20 protein-coding genes, 1 tRNA gene and 1 pseudogene are annotated in these 23,787 nt (G+C 60.8%); 16 read left to right on the forward strand and 6 right to left on the reverse strand.

The window, feature by feature from the left end; all coding sequences use genetic code 11:
* Positions 1 to 12 precede the first annotated feature (12 nt).
* The 7 genes from G3N98_RS21420 (at position 13) to G3N98_RS21450 (ending at position 5,154) form a co-directional block, all read left to right on the forward strand.
* Positions 13 to 759, forward strand: a complete 747-nt coding sequence (locus tag G3N98_RS21420) for a Nif3-like dinuclear metal center hexameric protein (RefSeq protein ID WP_089424343.1) — start codon at positions 13 to 15, stop codon at positions 757 to 759.
* A gap of 218 nt (positions 760 to 977) precedes the next feature.
* Positions 978 to 1,598, forward strand: coding sequence for a ubiquinol-cytochrome c reductase iron-sulfur subunit (gene petA, locus G3N98_RS21425; RefSeq protein WP_039366620.1), 621 nt, complete (start codon positions 978 to 980; stop codon positions 1,596 to 1,598).
* Positions 1,595 to 2,977: a cytochrome bc complex cytochrome b subunit gene (locus G3N98_RS21430; protein WP_206149158.1), complete on the forward strand. Its 1,383-nt coding sequence runs from the start codon at positions 1,595 to 1,597 to the stop codon at positions 2,975 to 2,977. The genes petA and G3N98_RS21430 overlap by 4 nt, the downstream gene beginning before the upstream one ends.
* Positions 2,978 to 2,998: 21 nt before the next feature.
* Complete coding sequence (locus G3N98_RS21435) at positions 2,999 to 3,757, forward strand: cytochrome c1 (RefSeq protein WP_071335456.1); 759 nt, start codon at positions 2,999 to 3,001, stop codon at positions 3,755 to 3,757.
* Positions 3,758 to 3,849: 92 nt separating this feature from the next.
* Positions 3,850 to 4,461: a glutathione S-transferase N-terminal domain-containing protein gene (locus G3N98_RS21440; protein ID WP_006400565.1), complete on the forward strand. Its 612-nt coding sequence runs from the start codon at positions 3,850 to 3,852 to the stop codon at positions 4,459 to 4,461.
* Between the two features lie 71 nt (positions 4,462 to 4,532).
* Entirely contained in the window at positions 4,533 to 5,060 is a 528-nt protein-coding gene (locus tag G3N98_RS21445; RefSeq protein WP_206149159.1) for a ClpXP protease specificity-enhancing factor, read from the forward strand.
* A gap of 18 nt (positions 5,061 to 5,078) precedes the next feature.
* Positions 5,079 to 5,154 (forward strand) — tRNA-Thr (locus G3N98_RS21450).
* Between the two features lie 364 nt (positions 5,155 to 5,518).
* Here G3N98_RS21450 and G3N98_RS21455 read toward each other — a convergent pair.
* The 3 genes and pseudogenes from G3N98_RS21455 to G3N98_RS21465 form a co-directional block, all read right to left on the reverse strand.
* Positions 5,519 to 6,448, reverse strand: a complete 930-nt coding sequence (locus G3N98_RS21455; RefSeq protein ID WP_089472036.1) for a hypothetical protein — start codon at positions 6,446 to 6,448, stop codon at positions 5,519 to 5,521.
* Between the two features lie 63 nt (positions 6,449 to 6,511).
* Positions 6,512 to 6,985, reverse strand: coding sequence for a hypothetical protein (locus G3N98_RS21460; RefSeq protein WP_144030224.1), 474 nt, complete (start codon positions 6,983 to 6,985; stop codon positions 6,512 to 6,514).
* Positions 6,986 to 7,181: 196 nt separating this feature from the next.
* Positions 7,182 to 7,289, reverse strand: a pseudogene (locus tag G3N98_RS21465) (IS5/IS1182 family transposase); the annotation flags it as partial.
* A gap of 4 nt (positions 7,290 to 7,293) precedes the next feature.
* On the opposite strand from G3N98_RS21465, the gene G3N98_RS21470 reads away from it, so the two are divergent.
* The 3 genes from G3N98_RS21470 to G3N98_RS21480 are packed head-to-tail and all read left to right on the forward strand — an operon-like array spanning position 7,294 to position 10,129.
* Positions 7,294 to 7,668 (forward strand): hypothetical protein, encoded by a 375-nt coding sequence (locus G3N98_RS21470; RefSeq protein WP_179257636.1) that lies wholly within the window; start codon positions 7,294 to 7,296, stop codon positions 7,666 to 7,668.
* Between the two features lie 24 nt (positions 7,669 to 7,692).
* Positions 7,693 to 9,591, forward strand: coding sequence for a TIGR02594 family protein (locus tag G3N98_RS21475; protein ID WP_089472037.1), 1,899 nt, complete (start codon positions 7,693 to 7,695; stop codon positions 9,589 to 9,591).
* Entirely contained in the window at positions 9,539 to 10,129 is a 591-nt protein-coding gene (locus G3N98_RS21480; RefSeq protein ID WP_089472038.1) for a hypothetical protein, read from the forward strand. Before G3N98_RS21475 ends, G3N98_RS21480 begins: the two co-directional genes overlap by 53 nt.
* Positions 10,130 to 10,198: 69 nt before the next feature.
* On the opposite strand, the gene G3N98_RS21485 is transcribed toward G3N98_RS21480, so the two are convergent.
* The gene (locus G3N98_RS21485) at positions 10,199 to 10,933 is read right to left on the reverse strand and encodes a LytTR family DNA-binding domain-containing protein (protein ID WP_206149160.1); all 735 of its coding nucleotides are present in this window, start codon (positions 10,931 to 10,933) and stop codon (positions 10,199 to 10,201) included.
* Between the two features lies 1 nt (position 10,934).
* Entirely contained in the window at positions 10,935 to 11,960 is a 1,026-nt protein-coding gene (locus G3N98_RS21490) for a histidine kinase (RefSeq protein ID WP_241026018.1), read from the reverse strand.
* A gap of 457 nt (positions 11,961 to 12,417) precedes the next feature.
* Between G3N98_RS21490 and G3N98_RS21495 the strand changes: the two genes are divergently transcribed.
* Both G3N98_RS21495 and G3N98_RS21500 read left to right on the forward strand, forming a co-directional pair.
* On the forward strand, positions 12,418 to 12,960 hold the full coding sequence (locus G3N98_RS21495; protein WP_206149162.1) for a hypothetical protein: 543 nt from the start codon (positions 12,418 to 12,420) through the stop codon (positions 12,958 to 12,960).
* 356 nt (positions 12,961 to 13,316) lie between these two features.
* Positions 13,317 to 13,520: a hypothetical protein gene (locus tag G3N98_RS21500; protein WP_206149166.1), complete on the forward strand. Its 204-nt coding sequence runs from the start codon at positions 13,317 to 13,319 to the stop codon at positions 13,518 to 13,520.
* 59 nt (positions 13,521 to 13,579) lie between these two features.
* On the opposite strand, the gene G3N98_RS21505 is transcribed toward G3N98_RS21500, so the two are convergent.
* Positions 13,580 to 14,380 carry a transporter substrate-binding domain-containing protein gene (locus G3N98_RS21505; protein ID WP_089424350.1) on the reverse strand — a complete coding sequence of 267 codons (801 nt, stop codon included), beginning with the start codon at positions 14,378 to 14,380 and terminating at the stop codon, positions 13,580 to 13,582.
* 320 nt (positions 14,381 to 14,700) lie between these two features.
* On the opposite strand from G3N98_RS21505, the gene G3N98_RS21510 reads away from it, so the two are divergent.
* The 4 genes from G3N98_RS21510 to G3N98_RS21525 are packed head-to-tail and all read left to right on the forward strand — an operon-like array spanning position 14,701 to position 23,749.
* Complete coding sequence (locus G3N98_RS21510; RefSeq protein WP_206149163.1) at positions 14,701 to 17,880, forward strand: type VI secretion system Vgr family protein; 3,180 nt, start codon at positions 14,701 to 14,703, stop codon at positions 17,878 to 17,880.
* Between the two features lie 56 nt (positions 17,881 to 17,936).
* The gene (locus G3N98_RS21515; RefSeq protein WP_206149164.1) at positions 17,937 to 22,592 is read left to right on the forward strand and encodes an RHS repeat-associated core domain-containing protein; all 4,656 of its coding nucleotides are present in this window, start codon (positions 17,937 to 17,939) and stop codon (positions 22,590 to 22,592) included.
* A 55-nt stretch (positions 22,593 to 22,647) separates the two neighbouring features.
* Positions 22,648 to 23,178: a DUF1629 domain-containing protein gene (locus G3N98_RS21520; RefSeq protein ID WP_241026019.1), complete on the forward strand. Its 531-nt coding sequence runs from the start codon at positions 22,648 to 22,650 to the stop codon at positions 23,176 to 23,178.
* Positions 23,126 to 23,749: a hypothetical protein gene (locus tag G3N98_RS21525; RefSeq protein ID WP_346779099.1), complete on the forward strand. Its 624-nt coding sequence runs from the start codon at positions 23,126 to 23,128 to the stop codon at positions 23,747 to 23,749. The genes G3N98_RS21520 and G3N98_RS21525 overlap by 53 nt, the downstream gene beginning before the upstream one ends.
* The last annotated feature ends 38 nt before the right edge of the window (positions 23,750 to 23,787 follow it).

Genomic DNA, 23,787 nt, shown 5'->3' on the forward strand with positions numbered 1-23,787 from the left:
TTAGAGGTTTATATGGATCGGATCGAACTTGAATTGTACTTGAACAATACCCTTGAAACCGCGCGCTTCAAGGACTATTGCCCGAATGGCCTCCAGGTCGAGGGGCGCCGCAAGATCGAGAAGATCGCTACCGGCGTGACGGCGTCGGTCGCGTTTCTCGAAGCCGCGCTTGAATGGGGGGCAGATGCCGTGCTGGTCCATCACGGCTATTTCTGGCGCAACGAGCCGCCGCAGATCACGGGCCGCAGGTACCAGCGCCTGAAGCTGCTGCTCGCGAACGACCTGAACCTGTTCGCGTTCCACCTGCCGCTCGACGCGCATCCCGAATTCGGCAACAACGCGCAGCTCGGCGACCGGCTTGGCCTGATCGGCGAGCAGCGGTTCGGCGAAGGCGACCTCGGCTGGATGGCGACGCTGCCGATGCCCGTCACGCTCGAGCACTTCGTCGCGAAGGTCGAACGCACGCTTGGCCGCACGCCGCTCGTGCTCGGCGATCCGGACATGCAGCTGCGCCGCATCGCGTGGTGCACGGGCGCCGCGCAAAGCTATTTCGACGCGGCGATCGACGCCGGCGCGGACGTGTTCCTGACCGGCGAGGTGTCCGAATACGTGACGCACACGGCTGCCGAGAGCGGCGTCGCGTTCGTTGCGGCAGGGCACCATGCGACCGAGCGCTACGGAATCCAGGCACTTGGCGCCCACTTGTCGGAAGAATTCGATATCGAACACCTTTTTATCGATATCCATAACCCGGTCTGAATGCCGGATTTGCGGCAGCGCATCGAAATTTCACAATGTAGCGAATGCTTAAAAGCGAAATGATTTAATCGCTCCGATAGTGGGGGAAAACCCTTAACTATCAATCACTTCGAAGGGATTTTCATCTCCGGGCCTTGTAAATGGCGACTCCATTCGCGCAAACTAGCGGCGGAATGAAAAGTCGTGACGGAAAATCCAACTCAGAAGTGGGGCGTGTGATGCGAGACAAGGAAGAGAAACGCGTCGACAGCGGCCGCCGTACCTGGCTGATTGCGACATCCGTAGCAGGTGGCGTGGGAGGCGTAGCCACCGTCATACCTTTCGCGGCGTCGCTTGCGCCGTCCGCGAAAGCGAAAGCGGCCGGTGCACCGGTCGAAGTCGACATCAGCGGGCTGAAGCCCGGTGAAATGGTGACCGTGCCGTGGCGCGGCAAGCCGGTGTGGATCCTGAACCGCACCGACGCGATGCTCGCCGATGTGGTCAAGGCCGACAAGGAAGTGGCCGATCCGACCACCGAAAAGCCCTATACGATGCCGTTGCCCGCGTATTGCGCGAACGAATATCGCGCGCGGGCCGATCGCAAGAACATTCTCGTCGTGATGGCCGTGTGTACGCACCTCGGCTGCACGCCAAGCCAACGCTTCACGCCGGGTCCGCAGCCGAACCTGCCGGACGACTGGCCGGGCGGCTTCCTCTGCCCGTGCCATGGTTCGACCTACGACCTCGCCGGCCGTGTGTTCAAGAACAAACCGGCGCCTCAGAATCTCGACATCCCGCCCTACATGTTCACGTCGGCAACGACCCTCGTGATCGGCAAGGACGAGAAAGGAGAAGCGTGATGGCCGACAACAAGGAAGTCTCCACGACAGGTCTCAGCGGCTGGATCGATCAGCGCTTCCCGCTCACGTCCACCTGGAAGAAGCACGTTTCCGAGTACTACGCGCCGAAGAACTTCAACTTCTGGTACTTCTTCGGCTCCCTCGCGCTGCTGGTGCTCGTCAACCAGATCGTCACCGGCATCTTCCTGACGATGAACTACAAGCCCGACTCGACGCTCGCGTTCGCGTCGGTCGAGTACATCATGCGCGAGGTGCCGTGGGGCTGGCTGATCCGCTACATGCACTCCACGGGCGCGTCGATGTTCTTCGTGGTCGTCTACCTGCACATGTTCCGCGGGCTGCTCTACGGGTCGTATCGCAAGCCGCGCGAACTCGTGTGGATCTTCGGCTGCGCGATCTTCCTGTGCCTGATGGCCGAGGCGTTCTTCGGCTACCTGCTGCCGTGGGGCCAGATGTCGTTCTGGGGCGCGCAGGTGATCGTGAACCTGTTCTCGGCGATCCCGTTCGTCGGCCCCGACCTGTCGCTGTGGATTCGCGGCGACTACGTCGTGTCGGACGTTACGCTGAACCGCTTCTTCGCGTTCCACGTGATCGCGATTCCGCTCGTGCTGGTCGGCCTCGTGATCGCCCACCTCGTCGCGCTGCACGAAGTGGGCTCGAACAACCCGGACGGCATCGAGATCAAGGCGAAGAAGGACGAGAACGGCGTGCCGCTCGACGGCATCCCGTTCCATCCGTACTACTCGGTGCACGATTTCCTCGGCGTGTGCGTGTTCCTGATGGTGTTCGCGCTGATCGTGTTCTTCTCGCCGGAGATGGGCGGCTACTTCCTCGAGGCGAACAACTTCGTCCCGGCGAACCCGCTGCAGACGCCGCCCGAGATCGCGCCGGTCTGGTACTTCACCGCGTTCTACGCGATGCTGCGCGCGACCACCGACCCGTTCAAGATCGTCCTGATGATCGTGATCGCGCTGCTCGGCGTGCTCGCGCTGATCCGCGCGCGCGGCAAGTGGAAGGTCGGCCTGCCGGTGCTGGCCGCGGCGATCGTCGTGTTCATGTACCTGACGGAGTCGAAGTTCTGGGGCGTCGTCGTGATGGGTTCCGCGGTGGTCTCGCTGTTCTTCCTGCCGTGGCTCGACCGCAGCCCGGTGAAGTCGATCCGCTACCGGCCGCTGTTCCACAAGGTCTTCCTCGGGATCTTCGTCGTGGCGTTCCTGACCCTCGGGTTCCTCGGCACGCGGCCGCCATCGCCGGCCTCGACGCTGATCGCGCAGGCCTGTGCGCTGATCTACTTCGCGTTCTTCCTCGGCATGCCCGTCTGGACGCCGCTTGGCACGTTCAAGCAGCCGCCGGAGCGGGTGCGCTTCAAGCCCCATTAACGTGAGCGAGGAGAGAACGACATGAAGAAACTGCTTTCGACACTCGCGCTGATCGGGGCGACCGCGTGTGCGCTGCTGGCGGCGCCGGCGGTTCGGGCGGAAGGTAATTTTCCGCTCGACCGGGCGCCCGATAACACGGAAAATCTCGTTTCGCTTCAGCACGGCGCGCAATTGTTTGTAAACTATTGCCTGAACTGCCACAGCGCGAACCTGATGCGCTACAACCGTCTGACGGATCTGGGCATATCCCAGAAGGAGATCGAAAAGAATCTCCTGTTCACGACCGACAAGGTCGGCAACACGATGTCCGTCGCGATGCGGCCCGAAGACGCGAAGAACTGGCTCGGCACCTCGCCGCCCGACCTGTCGGTCGAGGAGCGCGCGCGCGGCCGCGACTGGCTGTATACGTATCTGCGGAGCTTCTACCGCGACGATACACGGCCGAGCGGCTGGAACAACGCGGTGTTCGAGAACGTCGGCATGCCTCATGTACTGTGGCAGCTGCAGGGGCAGCGCACCGCCAAATTCGAAGACAAGACGGACGAGGAGACGGGCGAGAAGGTCCATACGCTCGTCGGCTTCCAGCAGGTCACACCGGGGACACTGTCCGCGGTGGATTATGATTCTGCGGTTGCCGACCTGGTGGCGTACATGACCTGGATGTCCGAGCCGGCTCAGCAGACCCGAAAACGCCTCGGCGTATGGGTGCTGATCTTTCTCGGTGTCCTGACTTTCCTGGCCTGGCGGCTCAATGCCGCGTACTGGAAAGATATCAAGTAATCACGCCTGACCGGCGTGGGGCCGGCGCAAGGTGGAACCCCGGAAGGGGTTCGCCGCGTGCCGGCCCTCGGCTTTTTTGAGGAAACGCAAACATGATGGTTCTGTATTCCGGCACAACTTGCCCGTTCTCCCAGCGTTGCCGGCTGGTGCTGTTCGAGAAGGGCATGGACTTCGAAATCCGTGACGTCGACCTGTTCAACAAGCCGGAAGACATTTCGGTGATGAACCCGTACGGTCAGGTGCCGATCCTGGTCGAGCGCGACCTGATCCTGTACGAATCGAACATCATCAACGAGTACATCGACGAGCGCTTCCCGCATCCGCAACTGATGCCGGCCGACCCCGTGCAGCGCGCACGTGCACGCCTGTTCCTGCTCAACTTCGAGAAGGAACTGTTCGTCCACGTCAGCACGCTCGAGAACGAGAAGGGCAAGGCAGCGGAGAAGAACCACGAGAAGGCACGCCTTGCGATCCGCGATCGCCTGACGCAGCTCGCGCCGATCTTCGTGAAGAACAAGTACATGCTCGGCGAGGAATTCTCGATGCTCGACGTCGCGATCGCGCCGCTGCTGTGGCGTCTGGATCACTACGGCATCGAGCTGTCGAAGAACGCGGCGCCGCTGATGAAGTACGCCGAGCGGATCTTCAGCCGTCCGGCCTACATCGAAGCACTGACGCCGTCCGAAAAGGTCATGCGTCGTTGATGGTGCAATGAGTGCATGACGGAGAGGGCGGCGCGGCATGCCGCGCCCCCGCTCCGGGTTCGAGGATTGTGATGCAAGAGATTTCAACGAAGCCTTATCTGCTGCGCGCGTTGTACGAGTGGTGCACCGATAACGGTTACACGCCGCATATCGCGGTGAGGGTCGACAACTCGACGCGCGTGCCGCGTCAGTTCGTGCGTGACGGCGAGATCGTGCTCAACATCAGCTTCGAGGCGACGAGCCAGTTGCAGATGGGCAACGAATGGATCGAGTTCACGGCCCGGTTCTCCGGGAAGGCGCACAAGATCGAGATTCCGGTTGCCAACGTGCTCGCGATCTATGCGCGCGAGAACGGGCAGGGTATGGCGTTCCAGGTCGATGCGGTCGCGGGCGAAGGCGCGGATTCGGGTGCGTTCGACGATGAAGCGGCGCAGACGGATGATGCGCAGCGCGAGGAGTCGCCAGCTGCGTTGACGCCGGTGGCCGACAGCGGCGCGAACGAGGAGCCCTCCGAAGGCGCCGACGAACCGCCGAAAACCGACGGCGATGGCGACGGTTCAAAAGGTGGCAGCAGACCTCGCCTCAAGATCGTGAAATGAGGTAGAATCTCGCGCTACGCCGGCTTAGCTCATCTGGTAGAGCAGTTGATTTGTAATCATCAGGTGGCGGGTTCGAGTCCTGCAGCCGGCACCAATACCCATGCGGGTCCCAGAGATGGGGCCCGCATTTTTTTGTTCTACAATCAAAGCGTTGTTCTACAAACCGCGTTACTCCAACATTGGCCACGGCGAGCGTTTGGTCGTCGAAGGGACTGAATTGCGCGGTGTCGCGGACAACAAGCAAGGCAATGGCCCGAAGCTCCGACAGTTCCTGTCGGACTATGAGTGGTAAATCGTCATAGCCGGTGAGCGCTATGTTCAATTGTACGATTTGCCTTTGAACATTAAGGCGAAGCTTCCCACCAAATGAAAAGCCCGCATATGGCGGGCTCGATCTATCGTGCAGGCGCGTAGTTTTATCTGCTGCGTAACTTATATCACGTCGCTTTTTTAGTGGGCTACCGCGTTAGGTTTAACAGCGCGCCTTTCAGCGTCGAAAGTAGCATTTTTGCGAAAGACGGTTTATCAATATTGATCGAAAAATGTCCGGTTTGTGCCTGAACGGTATTCGCTTTCTGTTGCTGAACCGGCTGACCATTCACCAGTGAAAAGCCGTTTTTCGTACCTTTTGCGGTAATGGTGAACACGCCATTTGTGTTTATGAAATCCGGTTCCGGACGCTTGAGTTCGATATCTTTGGAGGCGGTGACAATCGATCTGGGCGTCGGTGCGTATATTCCAAATTCCGCCCCATTAGAATTCTTGTCGGCGGAATTTGAGCCGTGGGTGACGAATTTCTCCAGAAACTGGAAATTCATAATGTGGTTCTGGCCGTAACCTTGATCCAATACGTAATTCAAAAAGCCCTTATCCAGTTTGGTATTCTTGCTGTTATCTTGAATCACTTTCGCGGATGCCACGTCTCTGTCGCTGAAAGAAGATGTGAGGCGATGGCCTTCCTTATCGTACATCGGGTTAGTCGTCCAGTTCGATACTACTGTACCTGCAGTTTGCCGATAATAGGCAAGCTGAAACGCGATATCGTCAACGTAATGCAGGTCAGCGCCGGTCTGCTGTGCATACCCGTACAGATCCGACAACGCGCTACGGTCGTCTGCGTTAAGCCACATAACCGGATCAGCAGCACCAACGTCTTTCGGTCCGACTAACGGCGTTGCCGGGATTCCCTTTTCGGAACCGCCATATAACCGCGAGAGCATAATTGCTTCGCCGCTCAGCGTCACGCTATCGGCTTGTGTCGATGTCGATTGAGCCAAAGTGGATGCATAAGCAGCAGCGCCGGTCGAATCGCTGGCCGCAGGTGTTGTCGGTGATTTAGCAGTGCCGCTATTTTGCGTTATCGTCGAAACGTTAGAGTTGATTTCCATTTAAAACCCCGCGTCGTGAAATCAAAAACGCCTCGCTGATTTCTCAAGCGGGGCGTGTACTCATCAATACGAGTAGTTGTAGGTTACAGATTCAGTGCCTGCGGGATTCAGGAACGTACTGGGCCGTCCGGTCGGGTTGTGTCTAATCACAACGGAAGCGCCGTTGCCGAATGGCAGATTGTTGAAATCTTTAAGACTAACGCTAGTCCCCGGAACGATTTCATTGCGGCAATAATTGGATTGCGTCGTGTACGGCGGCAAATAGCAAACAGAGACGACATCGGTCGTTGCGCCGACATATGACGTAGTTTGAACATCGATGCTAATCAGCTTTTTGTTCGCAAGCAGCAGCGAGCCCGGAAAGTCAGAACCGCTCAACCCGAAATGTGCGCCAGCTGCAAAACCGGCACCGGTCGAAAAAATGAGCGCTTGGGGCGGTGACGTCGTTTTCTGAATTGAAGTGGTGCCAGCATAAGCGCCGACGACAGCCGACGACAGCAGAGCCGCCAAAACGAATTTTTTCGTGATTTTTCGCATAGCGATTTTCTCAATAATTGGATGGAGTATCCGACGAACCGAAAACGCATTCGTCTGATGAATTATCGGTGCGCTTGAGAAAATCTGAAGGGTTTGAAAGAATTATTTTTTCATCATTGTTCCGCCAATTTTTCGAGCGGAGGGTATTGTTGCAAAAGTCGAGTGTGAGGACGGAGTGGCCCACATGGTCATGATTTCAGGCGACGCGAACCGATTGCGGACGAGCGAGGTCCGCTATACGGTTGATTACGCCGACGTGAGCCGCAACCTTGGTCGCCTGCAACCCGAAGCGACGTCACCAAAGGACGTTGCGTTACCTGAACTACACGTTCTACATGGAGAGCAGCGACCACACGCTGTACCAGATCCCGATCGTCAACGACAAGAAGAAGCTCAACGACTACAAGCTGTCGTTCAGCACCTTCAATGGCGGCGACGACATCATTACCGACGCGATGGTCTCGGTGAAAGGCAAGAACGTCTATCTGGTGACTGCGCACAAGGACGCTACGCACGGCTATAACCAGCCCGGTGCCGTGAGCACCAGAACCTACCGTCTATTTGCCGGAGGCGAAGTGGAGTGGACTTATTACTTCGCTCCGGTTGCGGAGGCGCAGTATTCCGAGAAGCAGGACTATACGGTCGAGCGCGCGCTGTCGGAGACGGCGAAGGCGCTGCACTGATTTCGGTATCTTGAGCATTCCGACATGACGAAGTTCATTTCCGCGACACACGACAAGGCGACGCTGACCGTCCAGTACGTTGCTGACAACGGGGATATCCTGCTGCGCAGCGGCGGGGCGATTGCATGGCGATTCAACAACCCCGGCAACATCCGTCCGCCACGCGACTACAAGAAGCACCCGAACGGCGGCATCATCAAGACGCACATCGGTGTCGGCGACACCAAGAGCGGCGAGTTTTTGATCTTTCCCGACTACGAGACCGGTTTGGCGGAAAAGAAGGCGATGCTGCGCCGGAAATACAATCCGATGTCGATCCACGATGCGATGTATGTCTATGCGCCACCATTGGAGAACAATACGGAGAAGTACATCGCGTTCATCTGCCACGGGACAGGGTTTGACAGCACGCGCAAGATCGATTCGATGAACGACGCCGAACTCGATTCGATGATGAAGACGATGGAGAAGTACGAAGGGTTCAACGCTTATCTCAAATCACGACATGAGCAGTGGATTCGCACGGCAACGGTGACGCTTTCGGATGGTGCAAAGCCGATTCCCGACCAGAAGGTCGTCGTGCAGAGCAAGGGCAAGAGCCTGTCGACGAAGACCGATCGGACGGGGCAACTCCCGCTGTTGCCGTTCGAAGCGGCGGGTGAGCAGTTCAAGCTGTTCATCGAGCGATCGGAGGGGCTGAAGGAGATCGGCACGATCGTGACGCAGGCGAAATCGTCGGCCTACGTGTTTTTCCACGACCTGCTGACGGTCTCGGCGCCGACCGGTGCGCACTTTGCGAAGGACCCCGTTCGCCACGACAAGCCGGCAGGTTTCCGCTACAAGATCGTTTCGCACGACACGCTTGGCAAGATCGCCGCGAAATTCAAAGTAAGCGTCGAGCAGTTGCAGAAGGACAATCACCTTCATTCGACGCGAATCTTTGCCGGCGATTACCTGTACATCAACATGACGAAGCCGGCGGACGAACATGCGCCGCGCTCGCATGGACATTCGAAGTCCGACTCCGCACCGGCGCACGCGGACGGTGGCAAACGCGACACGGGCAAAACGGCCGATGACGCAGCCGGCCAGAAGGTCGACCTGAGCCAGATCGCGAAGCCGGCCCCGGGCGTCGCGGCACCTGCGACCACGACGGATCGTCCGAAGGCGGGCACGCCTGCTGCGGTGAGTACGGGAGTCGGCGCGACACACACCGAGCCGGGACGTGCCGCGGCACCTGTCACGGGTTCGGATGCGGAAGGCGCGTCGGCGGCGCCCGCGACGGCAAACAAGTCGGGCAAGCCCGACACCACGCTCGATCGCAGCAAGCAAGGCCAGGGGCATCCGATTGCAACGCTGAACACGGATTCGGGCGAGGCGCCGTGGATGACGTATGCAATCGAACAGGCCAAGTTGTGGCACGGGCAGAAAGAGGACGTGATTACGCAGACGATCAACTATCATGAGGAAGTTGGCGTCAATCTCAAGACGCTGGTCGGCGACGGCAACCCCTGGTGTGCGTCATTTGCAAACTGGTGTCTGCATCAGGCCGGGTATCCGATGACCTCTGCACCGGCAGATTCTCAATCATTCCGTCACAGCAAGAATTTTGTGAAAATCGACAAACCCGTGTTCGGTGCCGTTGCGATATACAAGCACCGGAAGGGCGGGCATGCAGCTTTCGTCTATGCGCAGACGAGCACGGGTGCACCGATCCTGCTTGGCGGAAATCAGAGCGATGCGATCAACTTCGGTATGCAGAAGGCCTCCGAACTGAAGGGGTTCTTCGTGCCCGCCAGTTATCTGAAGTTTGCGCAGGACCGTTTGGCCAAGGGCATCGAGCTCGAAAAGAGCACAACGCAAGACCTCAATGACGAGTTTCACATTACCTTTGCCAAGAAAAAGAAAAATGCAGATCGTTAAGACGTGGTGCGTCACTGTCCTGGTTTCGGTACTGGCTGGTGGTAGTACTGCCGCATTATCCCGATCGTCGGCGCAAGACTGCCTGACGCAAGCCGAGGTCCAGCAGATGGATCGCGACTTCTGGGCGACATTCCCGTCGCCGGACGGTTTCGCCGCGTATGCAGCGCCGAAGTTTTCGCTCGGCACGAACATCACGGAGCTATCGCGGTCGCTTGCGGCCACGACGAGCGGTCCGGCACGGGCGCGCGCCGTTGCCACATTCCTTGCGCAGCATCCGGACGTGTTCGGATCGTTCAAGAACGCGCATGACGCGGCCTATCTGTACTATCCCGGACGCGACCACAGCCCCGATGCCGTGCGTACGTCGTCGACGTTCCCCGTCGGGCAGTGCGTTTCCGAATTCAATTACTCGATCGATACAAGCCGTGCCCAGTGCGTCGCCGGGCAGCGCATTCGCGCATACAGTCTGTCGTTCATCAAGGACAAGGGACGTGTGATGCTGCGAACAGGTGTGCTCGGGCTCGACGCCTGTAATTGATCCGTGCGCCGGCGAACGGCATGGCGGCAGTGTCGTCCCACCGGGGACAGCGCATGGAGGCAGATAGCATCACATCTGCCTGAACAACCCCGCATAAGCACGACTGACCGGCAGCATCTCCCGCTGCCCGTGCACGCGGATCCGCAACCGTCCCAACAGATCGCGCTCGACACGATCGATCGCTGCGTACGCAACGATCACGCCGCGATGCACCTGCGCGAACCGCGCCGGATCGAGTCGCTGCATCAGTTCCTTCAGCGGCGTGCGAATCACGAGCCGTTCGCCTGCCGTGACGACTTCCGTGTATTTCTCCGACGCCTGGAAGTACAGCACGTCGTCGACCGAGACGTGCCGCGTCGCATCCTTCACGCCTACCGTCAGCCAGCGGATCGGCGCCGCGTCCCGCGCTTGCGCCGCCTGCGCGAGCGCATCGCCCTGCGCAAGCGCAGGCTCGCCGCGCTGCAGCTTCGCGATACAGCGCAGCAGCCGCTCGTCCGTCACCGGCTTCAGCAGATAGTCGACCGCCGCATGATCGAACGCATCGACCGCATATTCGTCGTAGGCCGTGACGAACACGACATGCACGTCGGGCGCCAGCGCCGCGAGCTTCAGCCCGTCGATGCCGGGCATCCGGATATCCAGAAACGCGATGTCCGGTCGCGGCGACGCGTTCAGCGCGGCCAGCGTTTCGATGCCGTTGCGCGGCATCGCGACGATGTCCAATTCGGGCCAGAGCTGATTCAGCCGCTGCGCGAGGGAGGCGGACAGGTTCGGTTCGTCGTCGGCGATGAGGGCGGTCGGCATGTCAGTCGATCGGAATCAGCAGGGTAGCGGTGACGCCATGCGCGGCGGCGGCATTCGTTTCGACGGAGACGCGGCCGCGCTCGCCGTGCAGCGTGCGGATGCGCGCCGCAACGTTGGCGAGCCCGACGCCGCCGTGCAGGCGCGAGTCGCCTTTACCGAGGCCGACGCCCGTATCGATCACGTTCAGTTCGAGACTGTCGCCCCGCATCCTGCCGCGAATCACGATCACGCCGCCGTCGATCGACGGCTCGATCCCGTGCAGCAGCGCATTCTCGACGAGCGGTTGCAGCAGCAGCGGCGAGAACGGCAGCGCGTGCAGATCCGCTGGCACGTCGATCGCATAGGAAAGCCGCTCGCCGAGCCGGATCGACGCGATCTTCAGCAACGCGTCAACGAGCTCGAGTTCCTCGCCGAGCGTCGACGTCGCATCGCGCGTGCGTCGCAGGCTCGCACGCAAGTAGCGGTTCAGGCTGTCGAGCATCGTCGACGCGCGCGTCGGATCGCGCTCGATCAGGCTCTGCACGTTCGCGAGCGTATTGAACAGGAAGTGCGGCTCGATCTGCGCCTGCAGCAGCGCCAGGCGCGCGGCCGTCTCGGCCTGGCGTGCCTCGGCGGCTTCGCGGCGCTCGGTCTCGAGCGTCGCGCGCATGCGCATCGACTGCAGGAACAGCGACACGCACACGAACAGGATCGCCGAGATGAGAAACGACGGCCCGTAGTTGTCCCACGTGCCGATGCGGGCGCGCCCGAACACGTGCGGCACGTTTCCGCTGATGATCGCTGCCGTGATCTCGAAACCGATGAGCACGCTGGCCGGTGCGATCACGATAGCCTTGAGCGCGAGCCCCGGCTTGCGCGGCAGGAGCCTGTCGGCGGCGTGACTGAGCAGCAGCGCGGAGAAACCGATCGCGTTGGCGACGACGAGGTCGGGCAACAGCGATTCCTGGAAATGGAGTGCCCAGAAACCCAGGCCGACGACCGAGTTGAAGCACGCGAACGCGAGCAGTGCGGCCGGATCGCGCAACAATCGCGGCGCCGCGCTGGCGGGGGGCGGCGAAATCGGCGAAGGGTCGGACGTGGCTCGCATGGTGTCGGGTGAGGAGGGCGCGCGATGCGCTGATGGTCTTGACCTTACTGCCGGGCGGGCCGACTGCGCACGCATTGCGACGAACGGTGCGCGGCCGCGACGAAAGCGCGTCGGCTGCCGACGGTTGGCCGGTTTCCGTCACGAGTGTAGTGGAAGGGGCTGCGGAAGGACACTGGGCGCGGCCGGTGTCGTGTCGAGCATGAAGCGCCGGCCTTTCGGTTCGGAAGTCACCGGCCGCCGGGTTCGCGGGCACATCGGTCTGCCCGATCAGCCGAACGATCATCGTCGCGACGCGCCGCTCGTCCGCGAATTCCGGCCGCTCGTCGCAAGCCCCGCCGCCTGCCGGGATCGGGCAGTACGGTGTTGCCGTGTCCATTCCGATCAGGCGACTCCGACCATGTCCGCGCTCCTCCATCTGAAGCCTTACGTGTACGTGATGTTCTGCGTGCTGCTCTATATCGGCATCAAGCGCTGTTTCCCGCGCGAGGTGCCGGCCGTCCGACCGTTGATCTCGCCGGTCGCGTTCGGGATGCTCGGCATTGCCAGCCTGAACGGACTTTTTCCGCATGCAGGAGTCGACGCGAATGCGATTGCGCTGGCGGCCGTCCTGGGCGGCGCGGCGCTGGGCTGGCTGCACGCAAGCCGGTGGCGGCTCGCGTACCGTCCGGCCTCGTCGGGCCTGCGCGTACGCCTGCCCGGCGATGCGAGCCTGCTCGCCACGCTGATGCTGACGTTCGTCACCGAAACCGGCATCCATTACGCAGTCGCCGTGCATGCGCCGTGGGCGGCGACGGGCGGCTTCGTGATGCTGTCGTTCGCGGTGTGGGGCGTGCTCATCGGGATGACACTCGGGCGCGCGGTGAACGTGGTCGTGCGCTGCATGCGCCATGCGAGCGGATCGAAGCAGGGGAGTTTCCCGTATTCGGTCGATCCGCGATGACGGGGTGCGAAACGGCTGGCGAGCGGGCAACTGACGGCCTGACAGGGGATGGGCCCGTCTTCGTCAATCGTGGCGGCCTCGAACCGAAACGGCGTGTGACGTGCACCGATTTGCGCCCCGTTTTCCTGTCACGGTCGCGTCATGGGGTGCCCATAACGTTGCACGTTCCCGTCGTGGCGGCACTGCCGGACCGGGAACGTGCGCAACCCGCTCGCGACGACGTGCCCGCGTCGCAGGTGGGGGCCGACCGGGATCTCGCTCCCGGCGGCGCAGTGGTCATGCATCGCGCCATTTCATTCGAAAATACGATCGACGACGGTTCGAACCGGGCCGCGGACGATCAGGAGACAGGGACCATGCTGAGTCCGCATGAATTCTCGATGCTGTTGCGCGTCGCGCGTGCGCCGGACAGTGTCGATCTGTCGAATCCGGCCTTCGCCGTGCTGGTCGAGAAGCGGCTGGTCGACGATACGCAGGTGCGCATGAATGCCGTGGCCGCGCGCCCGGCGCTGACACCGATCGGCCAGATGCTGCTGGCGCGCTTCGACGAAGCGGCTTGAGGGGAAGCGTCACGCCTTCATCGAGACGAAGGGCGTGACGCGTTGAAGTGTCGGGCCGCTTACTGCGCGACCGGCACGGTCACGTCGCTGCCGAACCAGTGCATCGAGATCTTCTTCAGCGTGCCGTCCTTGTGCAGCGAATCGAGCGCGTCGTTGATCGCTTTCTCGAACTTCGGATTGCCCTTGCGGAACGGGATCGCCATTTCCTGCTTGCCGCCGTTCAGCACCGCGCCCGCGCGCAGCGGCAGGTTCGACGTCTTGATCATGTACGGCAGCATCAGGCGGTCGTCGAGCGTCGCCTCGATCCGGCCCGCGGCGAGGTCGCGCAGCTTCTCCGGCGCGCCCGGATACGTCTGCACCTCGATGCCCGGCACGGTGCGCGCCATCTGGTCATAGTTGGTGCCGAGCGTCACGCCGAGCTTCTTGCCCTTGAAGTCGTCGAGCGACTTGAAGTTGCGCGAGTCGTCCTTGCGCTGGATCAACTGCGCGGCCGAGTACGTGTACGGCTGGCTGAAGTCGAGCGCTTCCTTGCGCTGCGGCGTGATCGTGACCTGGTTGACGATCACGTCGAACTTGCCGGCCTGCAGGCCCGCGATGATGCCGCTCCATTCGGTCGGGACGAACTGCGTCTTCACGCCGAGCTTGCCGGCGACCGCGTTCGCGACGTCGACGTCGAAACCTTCGAGTTGCCCCGACGTGCCGCGCGAGTTGAACGGCGGATACGTGCCTTCGAGGCCGACGCGCAGCACGCCGGCTTTCTTCACTGAATCGAGCAGGTCATCCGCGTGCGCGGCAACGGCCGTAAAGCCGAGGGCCGACGCGAGCAGCAGGCCCGACAGCAGGAACTTCGAACGTTTCATCGCAGATCTCCAGTGGTCAGCGTGGTGTGGGGTGAGCGCCGGCGCCGGGTGGGCGCGGCGGGCCGCAAGACGGGCACGTAGACACTACTCGCAACCGGGCCGCGCCGGAAGTCGAATTGGCCCTGATTGCAATCGATTTCATCGATGTGCGGGACGGCGGGCGTGATTACCGTCCGCCAGCGTGGCATGCGGGCTGATCGGATTCTGCTCGTTTAAAGCAGGTCAGATTTGAGGGCGGGCGAGGTTTTGTCTGTAAAATCGCGCGAGCAAAATCGAATGCTCGCGCCATCCGAGGGCGTGTCAAAAGAAAAAGGCCGTTCATGAACATGCAGAACACAATCGCCGCGTTGCGTGGCGGATTGCTTCAGCAGGACCGGTTGCTGAAGCTCGATACGCCATTGGGGCCCAACGTCCTGACCGTTCAGCGGGCAGTCGGTCGCTCACGTATCGGGCGCGCATACGAGTTCACGCTCGACGTGCTGTCGACCGACAGCGATGTGGAACTTAAAAAGCTGATCGCACAGCCGGTCACGTTGTGGATCCAGCAGGGCGATCTCGGCTATCGGCCGATCAACGGCTACGTGCATACCGCGCGCCGATTGGGCGCCGACGGTGGGCTCACGACTTATCAGCTCGCGTTCGCCGATTTCACCCACTTCCTGAAGTTCCGTCGCGATCAGCGGCTCTGGAACGACACGACCGTCGACCAGATCATCAGCGACGTGCTGAACCAGCACCCGCAGGCGCAGGGCCATTTCCGCTTCGCGCTGTCGAAGCCGCTGCCGAACCGGTCGTACACGCGCCAGCACGACACCGACTGGCATTTCGTGCATCGGCTGATGGAGAACGAGGGGCTCTATTGCGCATGGCAGCAGGCCGACGACGGCAAGTCGCATACGCTCGTCATCACCGACAACCTGCAGGCGTTCACGCCGCTGTCGCCGGAAACCGTGCGCTTTTATCGCGGCGACGCGGCCAGCGAACCCGACGCGTTCACGCAATGGTCGGGTACGCGCACGCTGCAGAGCGTCACGCGTACGACGCGCACGTTCGACTACAAGAATCCTTCGCAGCCGTCGAACCCGAAAGGCACGTCGCTGCCGACGATGGGCGGCCAGGGCGAGTTGCCGGATCAACTCGAAGTCTACGAGTACACGGGCGCCTACACGTATCTCGACCAGACGCGCGGCGACCATCTGACGAAGGTCAAGATGGAAGAGTGGGAGTCGCGGGCGAAACGTTTCCATGCCGCGGGCGGGGTGCGCGCGATCGATGCCGGCCGGCGCTTCACGCTGGCCGATCATCCCGAGCACGATCGTGATGCCGCCGATCAACGCGAATTCGCCGCGATCGAGGTGGCGTGGTGGATCGAGAACAATCTGCCCGTCGCAAGCGACAGCGCGGACTTTCCGTACAGCCTGCGCGAAGCGTTGACGCAGGCACAGGACAACTACGGTACCGATCCCGCGTTTCGCGTGCAGCACGACGACGGATCGGCCGGCTTCTATCTCGTCGAAGTCGAAGCGCAACGCGTGAGCGTGCCGTATCGCAGCCCGTTCGAACATCACAAGCCGGACATGCATCTCGAGACGGCGATCGTCGTCGGGCCGCAGGGCGAGGAGGTCTATACCGACGAGTTGAACCGGATCCGCGTGCAGTTCGTGTGGGACCGGTTGAACCCGGGCAACGAGAACGCGTCGTGCTGGGTGCGTGTCGTGCAGTCGGATACGGGCGGCGGCTACGGCGGCGTGCACGTGCCGCGTATCGGCGAGGAAGTGCTGATCGACTACGTCGGCGGCGATTGCGACCGGCCGCTCGCGGTCGGGCGCGTGTACAACGGCGCGAACCAGCCGCAATGGCATACCGACGGGATCCTGTCCGGGTATCGGTCGAAGGAGTATTCGGGCGGCGGCTACAACCAGCTCGTGATGGACGACGCGACCGGGCAGAACCGCGTGCAGCTGATGAGCAGCAGCGCGAACAGCCTGCTGCATCTGGGCTACATCATCGACCAGAGCGGCAATTCGCGCGGGTCGTATCTCGGCAGCGGCTTCGACCTGCGCTCGGATGCGTATGGCGCGGTGCGGGCGAGCCAGGGCCTGTATGTGACGACGCACCCGAAGGCGGCGAACAGTCAGCCGCTCGACGTGAAGGAAGCGCAGCAGCAGCTCGTGACCGGCGAGAGCCTCGTCGAGGCGATGTCGGGTGTGAGCGAGCAGCATCAGGCGGAAAGCCTGAAGGACGCGCAGGACACGATGCGCGCGTTCACGGATGCGACGCAGGACAGCGCATCGGGTAGCGCGTCCGGCGGGCGTACGGCAGGCGGCGGCACGGGTAACGCGAACGCATTCAAGGAGCCGGTGATGCTGTTCGGCAGCCCGTCGGGGATCGGGATGTCGACGCAGCAGTCGGTGCATGTGGTCGCGAACGATCACGTGAACGTGGCGAGCGGGCAGAGCGTGCACGTGGCCGCAGGCAAGTCGCTGATCGGGAGCATCGGGCAGAAGCTGAGCCTGTTCGTGCAGAACGCGGGGATGAAGCTGTTCGCGGGCAAGGGCAAGGTGGAGATCCAGGCGCAGTCGGACAACATCGAGGTGACCGCGCAGAAGGCGGTGAAGGTGGTGTCGGCGACGGACAGGATCGAGATCGCGGCTGATCAGGGGATCCTGCTGACGAGCGGCGGCGGGTATATCCGGATCCAGGGTGGAAACATCGAGATTCATGCACCCGGTGCGATCGACGTGAAGGGCGCGTCGCATACGTTCGCGGGGCCGGCGAGCATGGGGTATCCGCTGCCGAGTCCGAGGCCGGATCAGCCGGGGCAACTGGAGTTGTTCCACAAGTATGTGAACGGCGAGGCGGTCAAGGGTGGGTTGTTCACGGTGAAAGACGTGAACGGCGCCGTGCTCAAGAAGGGGGCGCTCGACAACGGCGGGTATACGGTCGTGAGCGGGCTGCCGCCGGGGGCGGTGCGCGTCGAGTTCGGGAAGGATCCGCGCGAGTCGGATCAGCCGGCGAACTACTTCAAGCAGGCGAAGTGGCCGGCGGAGCCGATCGAGCCGTCGCCGGAGGCCGCACAGGCTGCGTCGACGGGGCAGCTAGCCAGCCAGTTGCAAGGGATGGCGCCTGCCGCGGCGACCGCTGCGATGGGGCTCGTGAGCGGCGGTGGTGCCGGTGCGGCGTTGGGCGGACTGGCGAGTTCCGCGTTGCCGGCGGCGGCAGGTGCGCTGGGCGGGGCAGGTGCGGTGTCTGCCTTGCAGACGGCTTCGAGCCTGGGCAGCGCCGCGAAGCAGGTGGCCGGGATGGTGCAGGCTGCGCGTCAGGGCGGGCTCGCGGCACTGGCCGCGCCTGCTGCGAACGCGGCATCCGGAGCACTGCAGGGTGCGCTGCCGGGTGTTGCCGGGATCGCCGGCAAGGGCGCCACGACGGTGACGTCCGCTGCCGGCGCCACCGGCATGAAGCTCCCGACGAGCGGGTTTGGCGGACCGCTGAAATCCTGAGAGGGCGGCACGTCAGCCGTCTAAAACAACAAATCGCGATTTGAAAGAACAACGACATGGCACAACAACTTCCACCGGGCGCCGAGAAGGAACAGGCCGTTTCCTGGCTCAGCGATATTTCACCGAAAGATGTGGCGGCGGGCGGCGACCGTTTCAATAAGTGGTTGCTCGAAATCAGCGGCAATCACATTTCGTTCGAGGATCTCAAGACCGTTGCAAGTGCGGTGCCGATCATCGGCAACCTGATGGCGTTTTACGACGCGGTTTGCGACATCGTGACGATCGTCCAGAAGCGCCACGCGAATCTGCTCGATTACCTTGGGCTTGCGATCAACCTGATCGGGGTCATTCCGGTTCCGCCGCCGCTGGCATCGTTTCGATTGTCGGCTCGGCCGTTGCTCCGGCTCGTGCGCAATCAGTTGCTGGTGACGCGCGGCAACCTCGGGGCGGCGCTTATCTCGGTGCTCGTCACACATGTCAACGCTGCTGCTGCGACTGAAATCGAAAACTTCCTGAAGACCCTGCAGGACGTTCTTGTTGAACTGCTGAACGACTGCGCGCACAAGGCGCAGGAATTGATGGTTGGTATTGCGGACGGACTGGAGCTCGCCCTCAAGGGGAAAATCTTCGACAGCAGCGCCAATGTGCGACGTACTACGCAAATCGCTCAGAAGATGGGCAAGCGATCCTGGTACAACCCGATGCTGGTGGTCGATGCTTTTGAGTACGGCTACGAAGGTTCGATTGCACTTGGCAAGGACGCCGGGAACGCGACGGCAGGGATGGCCGCGAAGCTCGCGCCGGATTCGTGGTTGCAACCGTTCCGGGATATCGTCGCATTCCTGAAGACCGAGGCACCGAAGGTCGCTAAGGCGATCCGCGATCTGAACGGCAGCGAAGAAGGCAAGATGCTGTGGTTGATCGCGCAGTTGATCGAAGCCGTGGCGCGGGTGCGCGCGCGCGGGAAACTTCATGAGAAGACTGCGGATGTTCCGCCCGGCGGCAAGGGGAAGGCGCAGGTCGATCGTCCTCAGGAACCGCTGGGGATGACAGGGGAGCAAGCACATGCACGGGGCGCGGGCCAAAGCCCATGCAAGGGTTGCCAGATCGGCACGTCGCCCGCGTCGATCGACTTTGCATTTGGCGACGAGACATTCACGCACACGGATTTCGAACTGCCTGGGGCGTTGCCACTCGTCTGGGCCCGGACGTACCGGTCCCGTCTTTCCGCGTACGATAACGGTGAACTCGGTGCGCGCTGGCTCACGCCCTACACGACGCGAATTGATATCGATGGAGATACGTGGCTCTATCGTGACGCCAGCGGGCGGAGCATTGAATATCGCGCTCTCGCAGTCGGGGGCGTGAAAGACGATCTCGCGGAGAATCTGACGCTGTCGCGTCTCGACGATACGTGGATGACTATCGCGTACGGGCATGATGTGCTGCATGTCTATGAGCGCCACGGCGATGTATTCCGGTTGGCGATGCAGAAAGATCGTGCGGGCAATACGATTACGCTCGATTACGATGCACTTGGCCGTGTGGTGCGGTTGATCGATGCGAGTGGAAATGTGCTGTCGTTCGAGCACGACAAGCGAGGTCGGATCGTGTTGATCGAGCAGGTGCTCGAGGACGGCAATCGTCGCAGGCTCGCGGGTTACGCCTACGACGAAGCAGGCGACCTCGTGAGCGCCACCGATCGGCATGGCAACGCGTGGAGCTATCAGTACCGCCGGCATCTCGTCACGCACTACACCGACCGCACGGGTCGCGGCATCACGCTCGAATGGGACGGTGCTGACGCGGATGACAGCGCAAACGCGAAATGTGTGCGCGAGTATGCGGACGATGGCAGTCTCGACATCCGTCTCGCATGGCATCCGAATATCCGCCTTACTTACGTGACCGATGCGCTGGGTCAGGTAACGCGCTACTACTACAACATCAGCGGCTATGTGTATCGGATTGCTTATCCGGACGGGAACGAAGAGTGGTTCCGGCGCGATGAACACAACAACCTGACGCTGCACATTCTGCAGGACGGTAGCATCGAGCAGATGCGTTACGACGCGCGAGGGAATCGGACGTGGCACGAGCGTCCGGATGGCAGCGTCGTCGAGATGGTGTACGACTCCGAAGATCAGATGACTGGCTTTGTCGATCCAAACGGACATATGTGGCAGCGCAAGTATGACGACGCGGGCAATCTTGTCGAAGAGATCGATCCGCTCAAGCACTCGACGAAGTTCAGCTACAACAACCAAGGGCTGCCGGTAAAGGTCACCGATGCCAAGGGCGGATCAAAGTCTATCGAATACAACGATGCGGGGCAGTTGACTAGCTACACGGACTGTTCTGGAAAGAAGACTGAGTGGCGATATGACACTATTGGTCGTGTACGCGAGGCAAAGGGTTCGTCTGGCTGGGTGGTCTCGTATGGCTACGGTTCGAACGGGCAATTGACTGAGATTCGTTCGCCAGCTGGAATCGAGCAGGTGCAGTACGATGCAGAAGGCCGATTGTTGCGGCAGACGGATCAGCTCAATCGAACGACGCGATATAGCTATGATGCTGTCGGTCGGATTGTGAGTCGCACGGACGCGCTCGGGCAGGCAGTCGCATACAGATATGACCGTCTCGGTCGATTGACTGCGTTGATTGACGCGAATTTCTCGACATATCACTTCCACTACGATTCGGTAGGGCGGTTGATCGAAGAAGTCGGTTTCGATGGTAAGTCGACGCGCTATCTGTATGACAGGGAAAGCGGCAGACTTGAATCGGTAGATGAAGCAGGCCGGGTTACGTCGATGGATGTCGACACAAACGGCCGCTTGCTGAAACGAGTTTCAGGGGCGAGCGAAGAGCGGTTTGCATACGATCCTAGTGGTCGGCTGATCGAAGCGGTAAACCGATATAGTCGAGTCCAGTTTTTTTTCGACCCGGCCGGTAATCTTGTGCGTGAACATCACGCTTATGATCTGTTCGGTGAGCGACGCAGCTACGTCTGGCATCACGAATACGACGAACTCGGCAACCGGCGACGGACCGTGCGCCCGGATGGTCATGCGGTCGACTGGTTGATGTACGGCTCAGGGCACGTGCACGGGATGCTGCTGGATGGCAAGGAGCGCGTACAGTTCGAACGTGATGACCTACATCGCGAGACGGTACGGCTGCTGTCGAGCGATGTCGGACAGCGTACGATCTACGATCCGGCGGGGCGGGTGGTGGGACAGACGATCCAACGCTCGACGGCACCGGCGCCTTTGGCCGAGCGACGGTATCGCTACGATGCCGCTGGGCAGTTGTTGCGAATCGAGGACAGTCGCAAGGGGGGGACGGATTATCGATATGACCCCGTCGGACGCCTAATCGAAGCGATCAGTTCCGTCGGGAAAGAGCGGTTTGCGTTCGATCCCGCGAGCAACATTATCGATCCGGTGCTAGGTCAGGCGATGTCCGCGGGCCGGTCCAGTCCGGTACGGGTAGAAAGTACGTTGCCGGTCGATGTACCGAAAGTACTAGGTAACTTGCTGAAAGCATATGCAGGGATGCGCTTCGACTACGATGAGCGCGGCAATCTGGTGCGCAAGCGCACGCCGACAGGTGCGCAGGAATACGAATGGGACGAGTTCAACCGCTTACAGTCGGTGCGGGTTGCAGATGTGTCACAGCAGTGTCAGGCGCGGTACTTCTATGATGCATTCGGTCGTCGGATCGCGAAGGAAGTGAATGGCGAGCAGACAGTATTTGGATGGGATGGAGACGCGCTGGCATATGAATGCAACGGAGAGTCAGGCACGCACTATATCTATGAGCCGGGGACTTTCGTGCCGTTGGTGCAGTATGTGGCGGAGCCGGTAGAGGGAATTGCAACGCCGGAGTGGAAGAGCACGGATCGGTACGTGCCGGAAGATGATCCGCTGCAAAAAGTTCCGGAGCGTCTGGCGGATGCCAAGCTGTTTTATTACCACTGCGATCAGATCGGTACGCCACAGTTGTTGACGGACGACAACGGCGATGTCGTGTGGGAAGCGTCATATAAGGCGTGGGGTGACGCACGGAAAGTGATCGCGCGGGCGTCGAAGGCCGCCGGAGTTACTCCGAAGAATCTGTTGCGGTTTCAGGGGCAGCAGGTCGACGATGAGACAGGGCTGCACTACAACTGGCACCGGTACTATGATGCGAGTAGCGGACGATTCGTATCGCAAGACCCGATTGGACTTGCCGGCGGCATCAATGTTTATCAATACGCGTCAAACCCCGTCGAGTGGATCGATCCGTTGGGGTTGGCGCCGCGCCGTCCTGCGCATGAAGCAAGCATTCAACGAAAGGTTAGCTGCCTCAAGGCGCAAGGATTCCAAGAGCATCACATTATCAGCGACAAGAATTCGCAAACGAAAAACCACCCGCTAATTGCCCTTGCAGGCTTTGACCTTCAATCTCAAGCCAACAAAATCTATCTCCCAGATGATGAAAGCCTTCATCCGACTCGCTCGATCCACAACGGGCGCCATCCAAACATTGTCAGCACGAACTTGTCCAGACAAATGAATGACGCGGTGGCAATAGGAAAACAGCAGGGCTGGGGCCAGACACAATATGATCAGGCCCTGCGCGGAATCATTGCGCGTGAGCGGGCAGAGTTGAAAGCGGGGAACCGGATGCTCAACAAGAACCATCGACCATGGGCATGTCCAAACTGAGCGAGGAAATATGACGAAAATCTGGACCACGGAGGCAGACTATCCGGAAAATCGGATGGCACTCTTCAACGAGGAAACAAATGGATTGGATCGTTTCGAGTTGCAGGCGGCAAAACGTCTCGTAAGACCCGCTCCCTTGCTATTTGAACTTCCCAAAAAAGGCCTGCCAAAGATTCGAGATTACGGCGTCATCTGGTCAGACATCTTGATTCCGCTTGTAAGTGAGGCAGTACGTGCTGCGATTGAAGGGCTGGCGAATGATGATGATGTTCAATTCATCCCGGCAGTTCTTAGATCGAGCGGAGAGACTATCGATGGTTCGTACTACCTTCTCAACCCGATGAGAAAAGTTGATGTGGTTGATCACGACGCTTCCGAGCCGATCGTGGTGAAAATATCGGGATTTCCTGACGCCAAGGTCGGTTTCAAAAAGATGGTCTTGCGCTCCGATTTTCCGGCTAATGGAATTGGTCGGCAATTCGATTCCCCGACATATATTGTCGTCGGGGATCGACTGGCCGACGCCGTATTGCGTGCGACGAAGAAAGGCGTCAGGTTTACTGCTGGAATCCCACCGGCTGGTTGATGCCAAACTGACCTGTGGTGCTGGGAAGGTCCGGGTCGGAAGCGCGCACGATGACCTTTCCGAGGGGCAAACGTTGTTGCGGCTGGACGAGCAGTGGCTGACCGTGACGCGCGGGCATGTGCTGCTCGAAGCGTACGAGCGGCACGGCAACGTGTTCCGTCTCGCATTCGTCAAGGACCGTGCCGGCAATCAGGTGACGCTCGACTACGATGCGGAAGGGCGGTTGCATCGCCTGATTGCACCGCACGTTCAGGTTGCGTTCCGGCATGACACGCGAGGGCGGATCGTTGGCGTCACTCATCATGACGCACAAGGCGAATACGTCGGCACGCTTGCGAACTACGAGTACGACGACCAGAACGACTTGATCGGGGCGACGGATCGCTACGGTAATCGCCGCGAATACCGTTATCGACATCACCTCGTGACGCGATATACCGATCGCACCGGTCGAGGTGTGAACCTCGAGTGGAACGGTGACGGTGACCTTTCCCCTCTGAAGTATCCCACTGTAAAGTTAGTGGCAAGGCCGCAGGAGAAACCTTGTCATGAAGAAATCGCGGTTCAGTGAAGAGCAGATTATCGGGGTGCTGAAGGAAGCCGATGCAG

Source organism: Burkholderia sp. Tr-20390 (assembly GCF_017104595.1).
Taxonomy (GTDB): domain Bacteria; phylum Pseudomonadota; class Gammaproteobacteria; order Burkholderiales; family Burkholderiaceae; genus Burkholderia.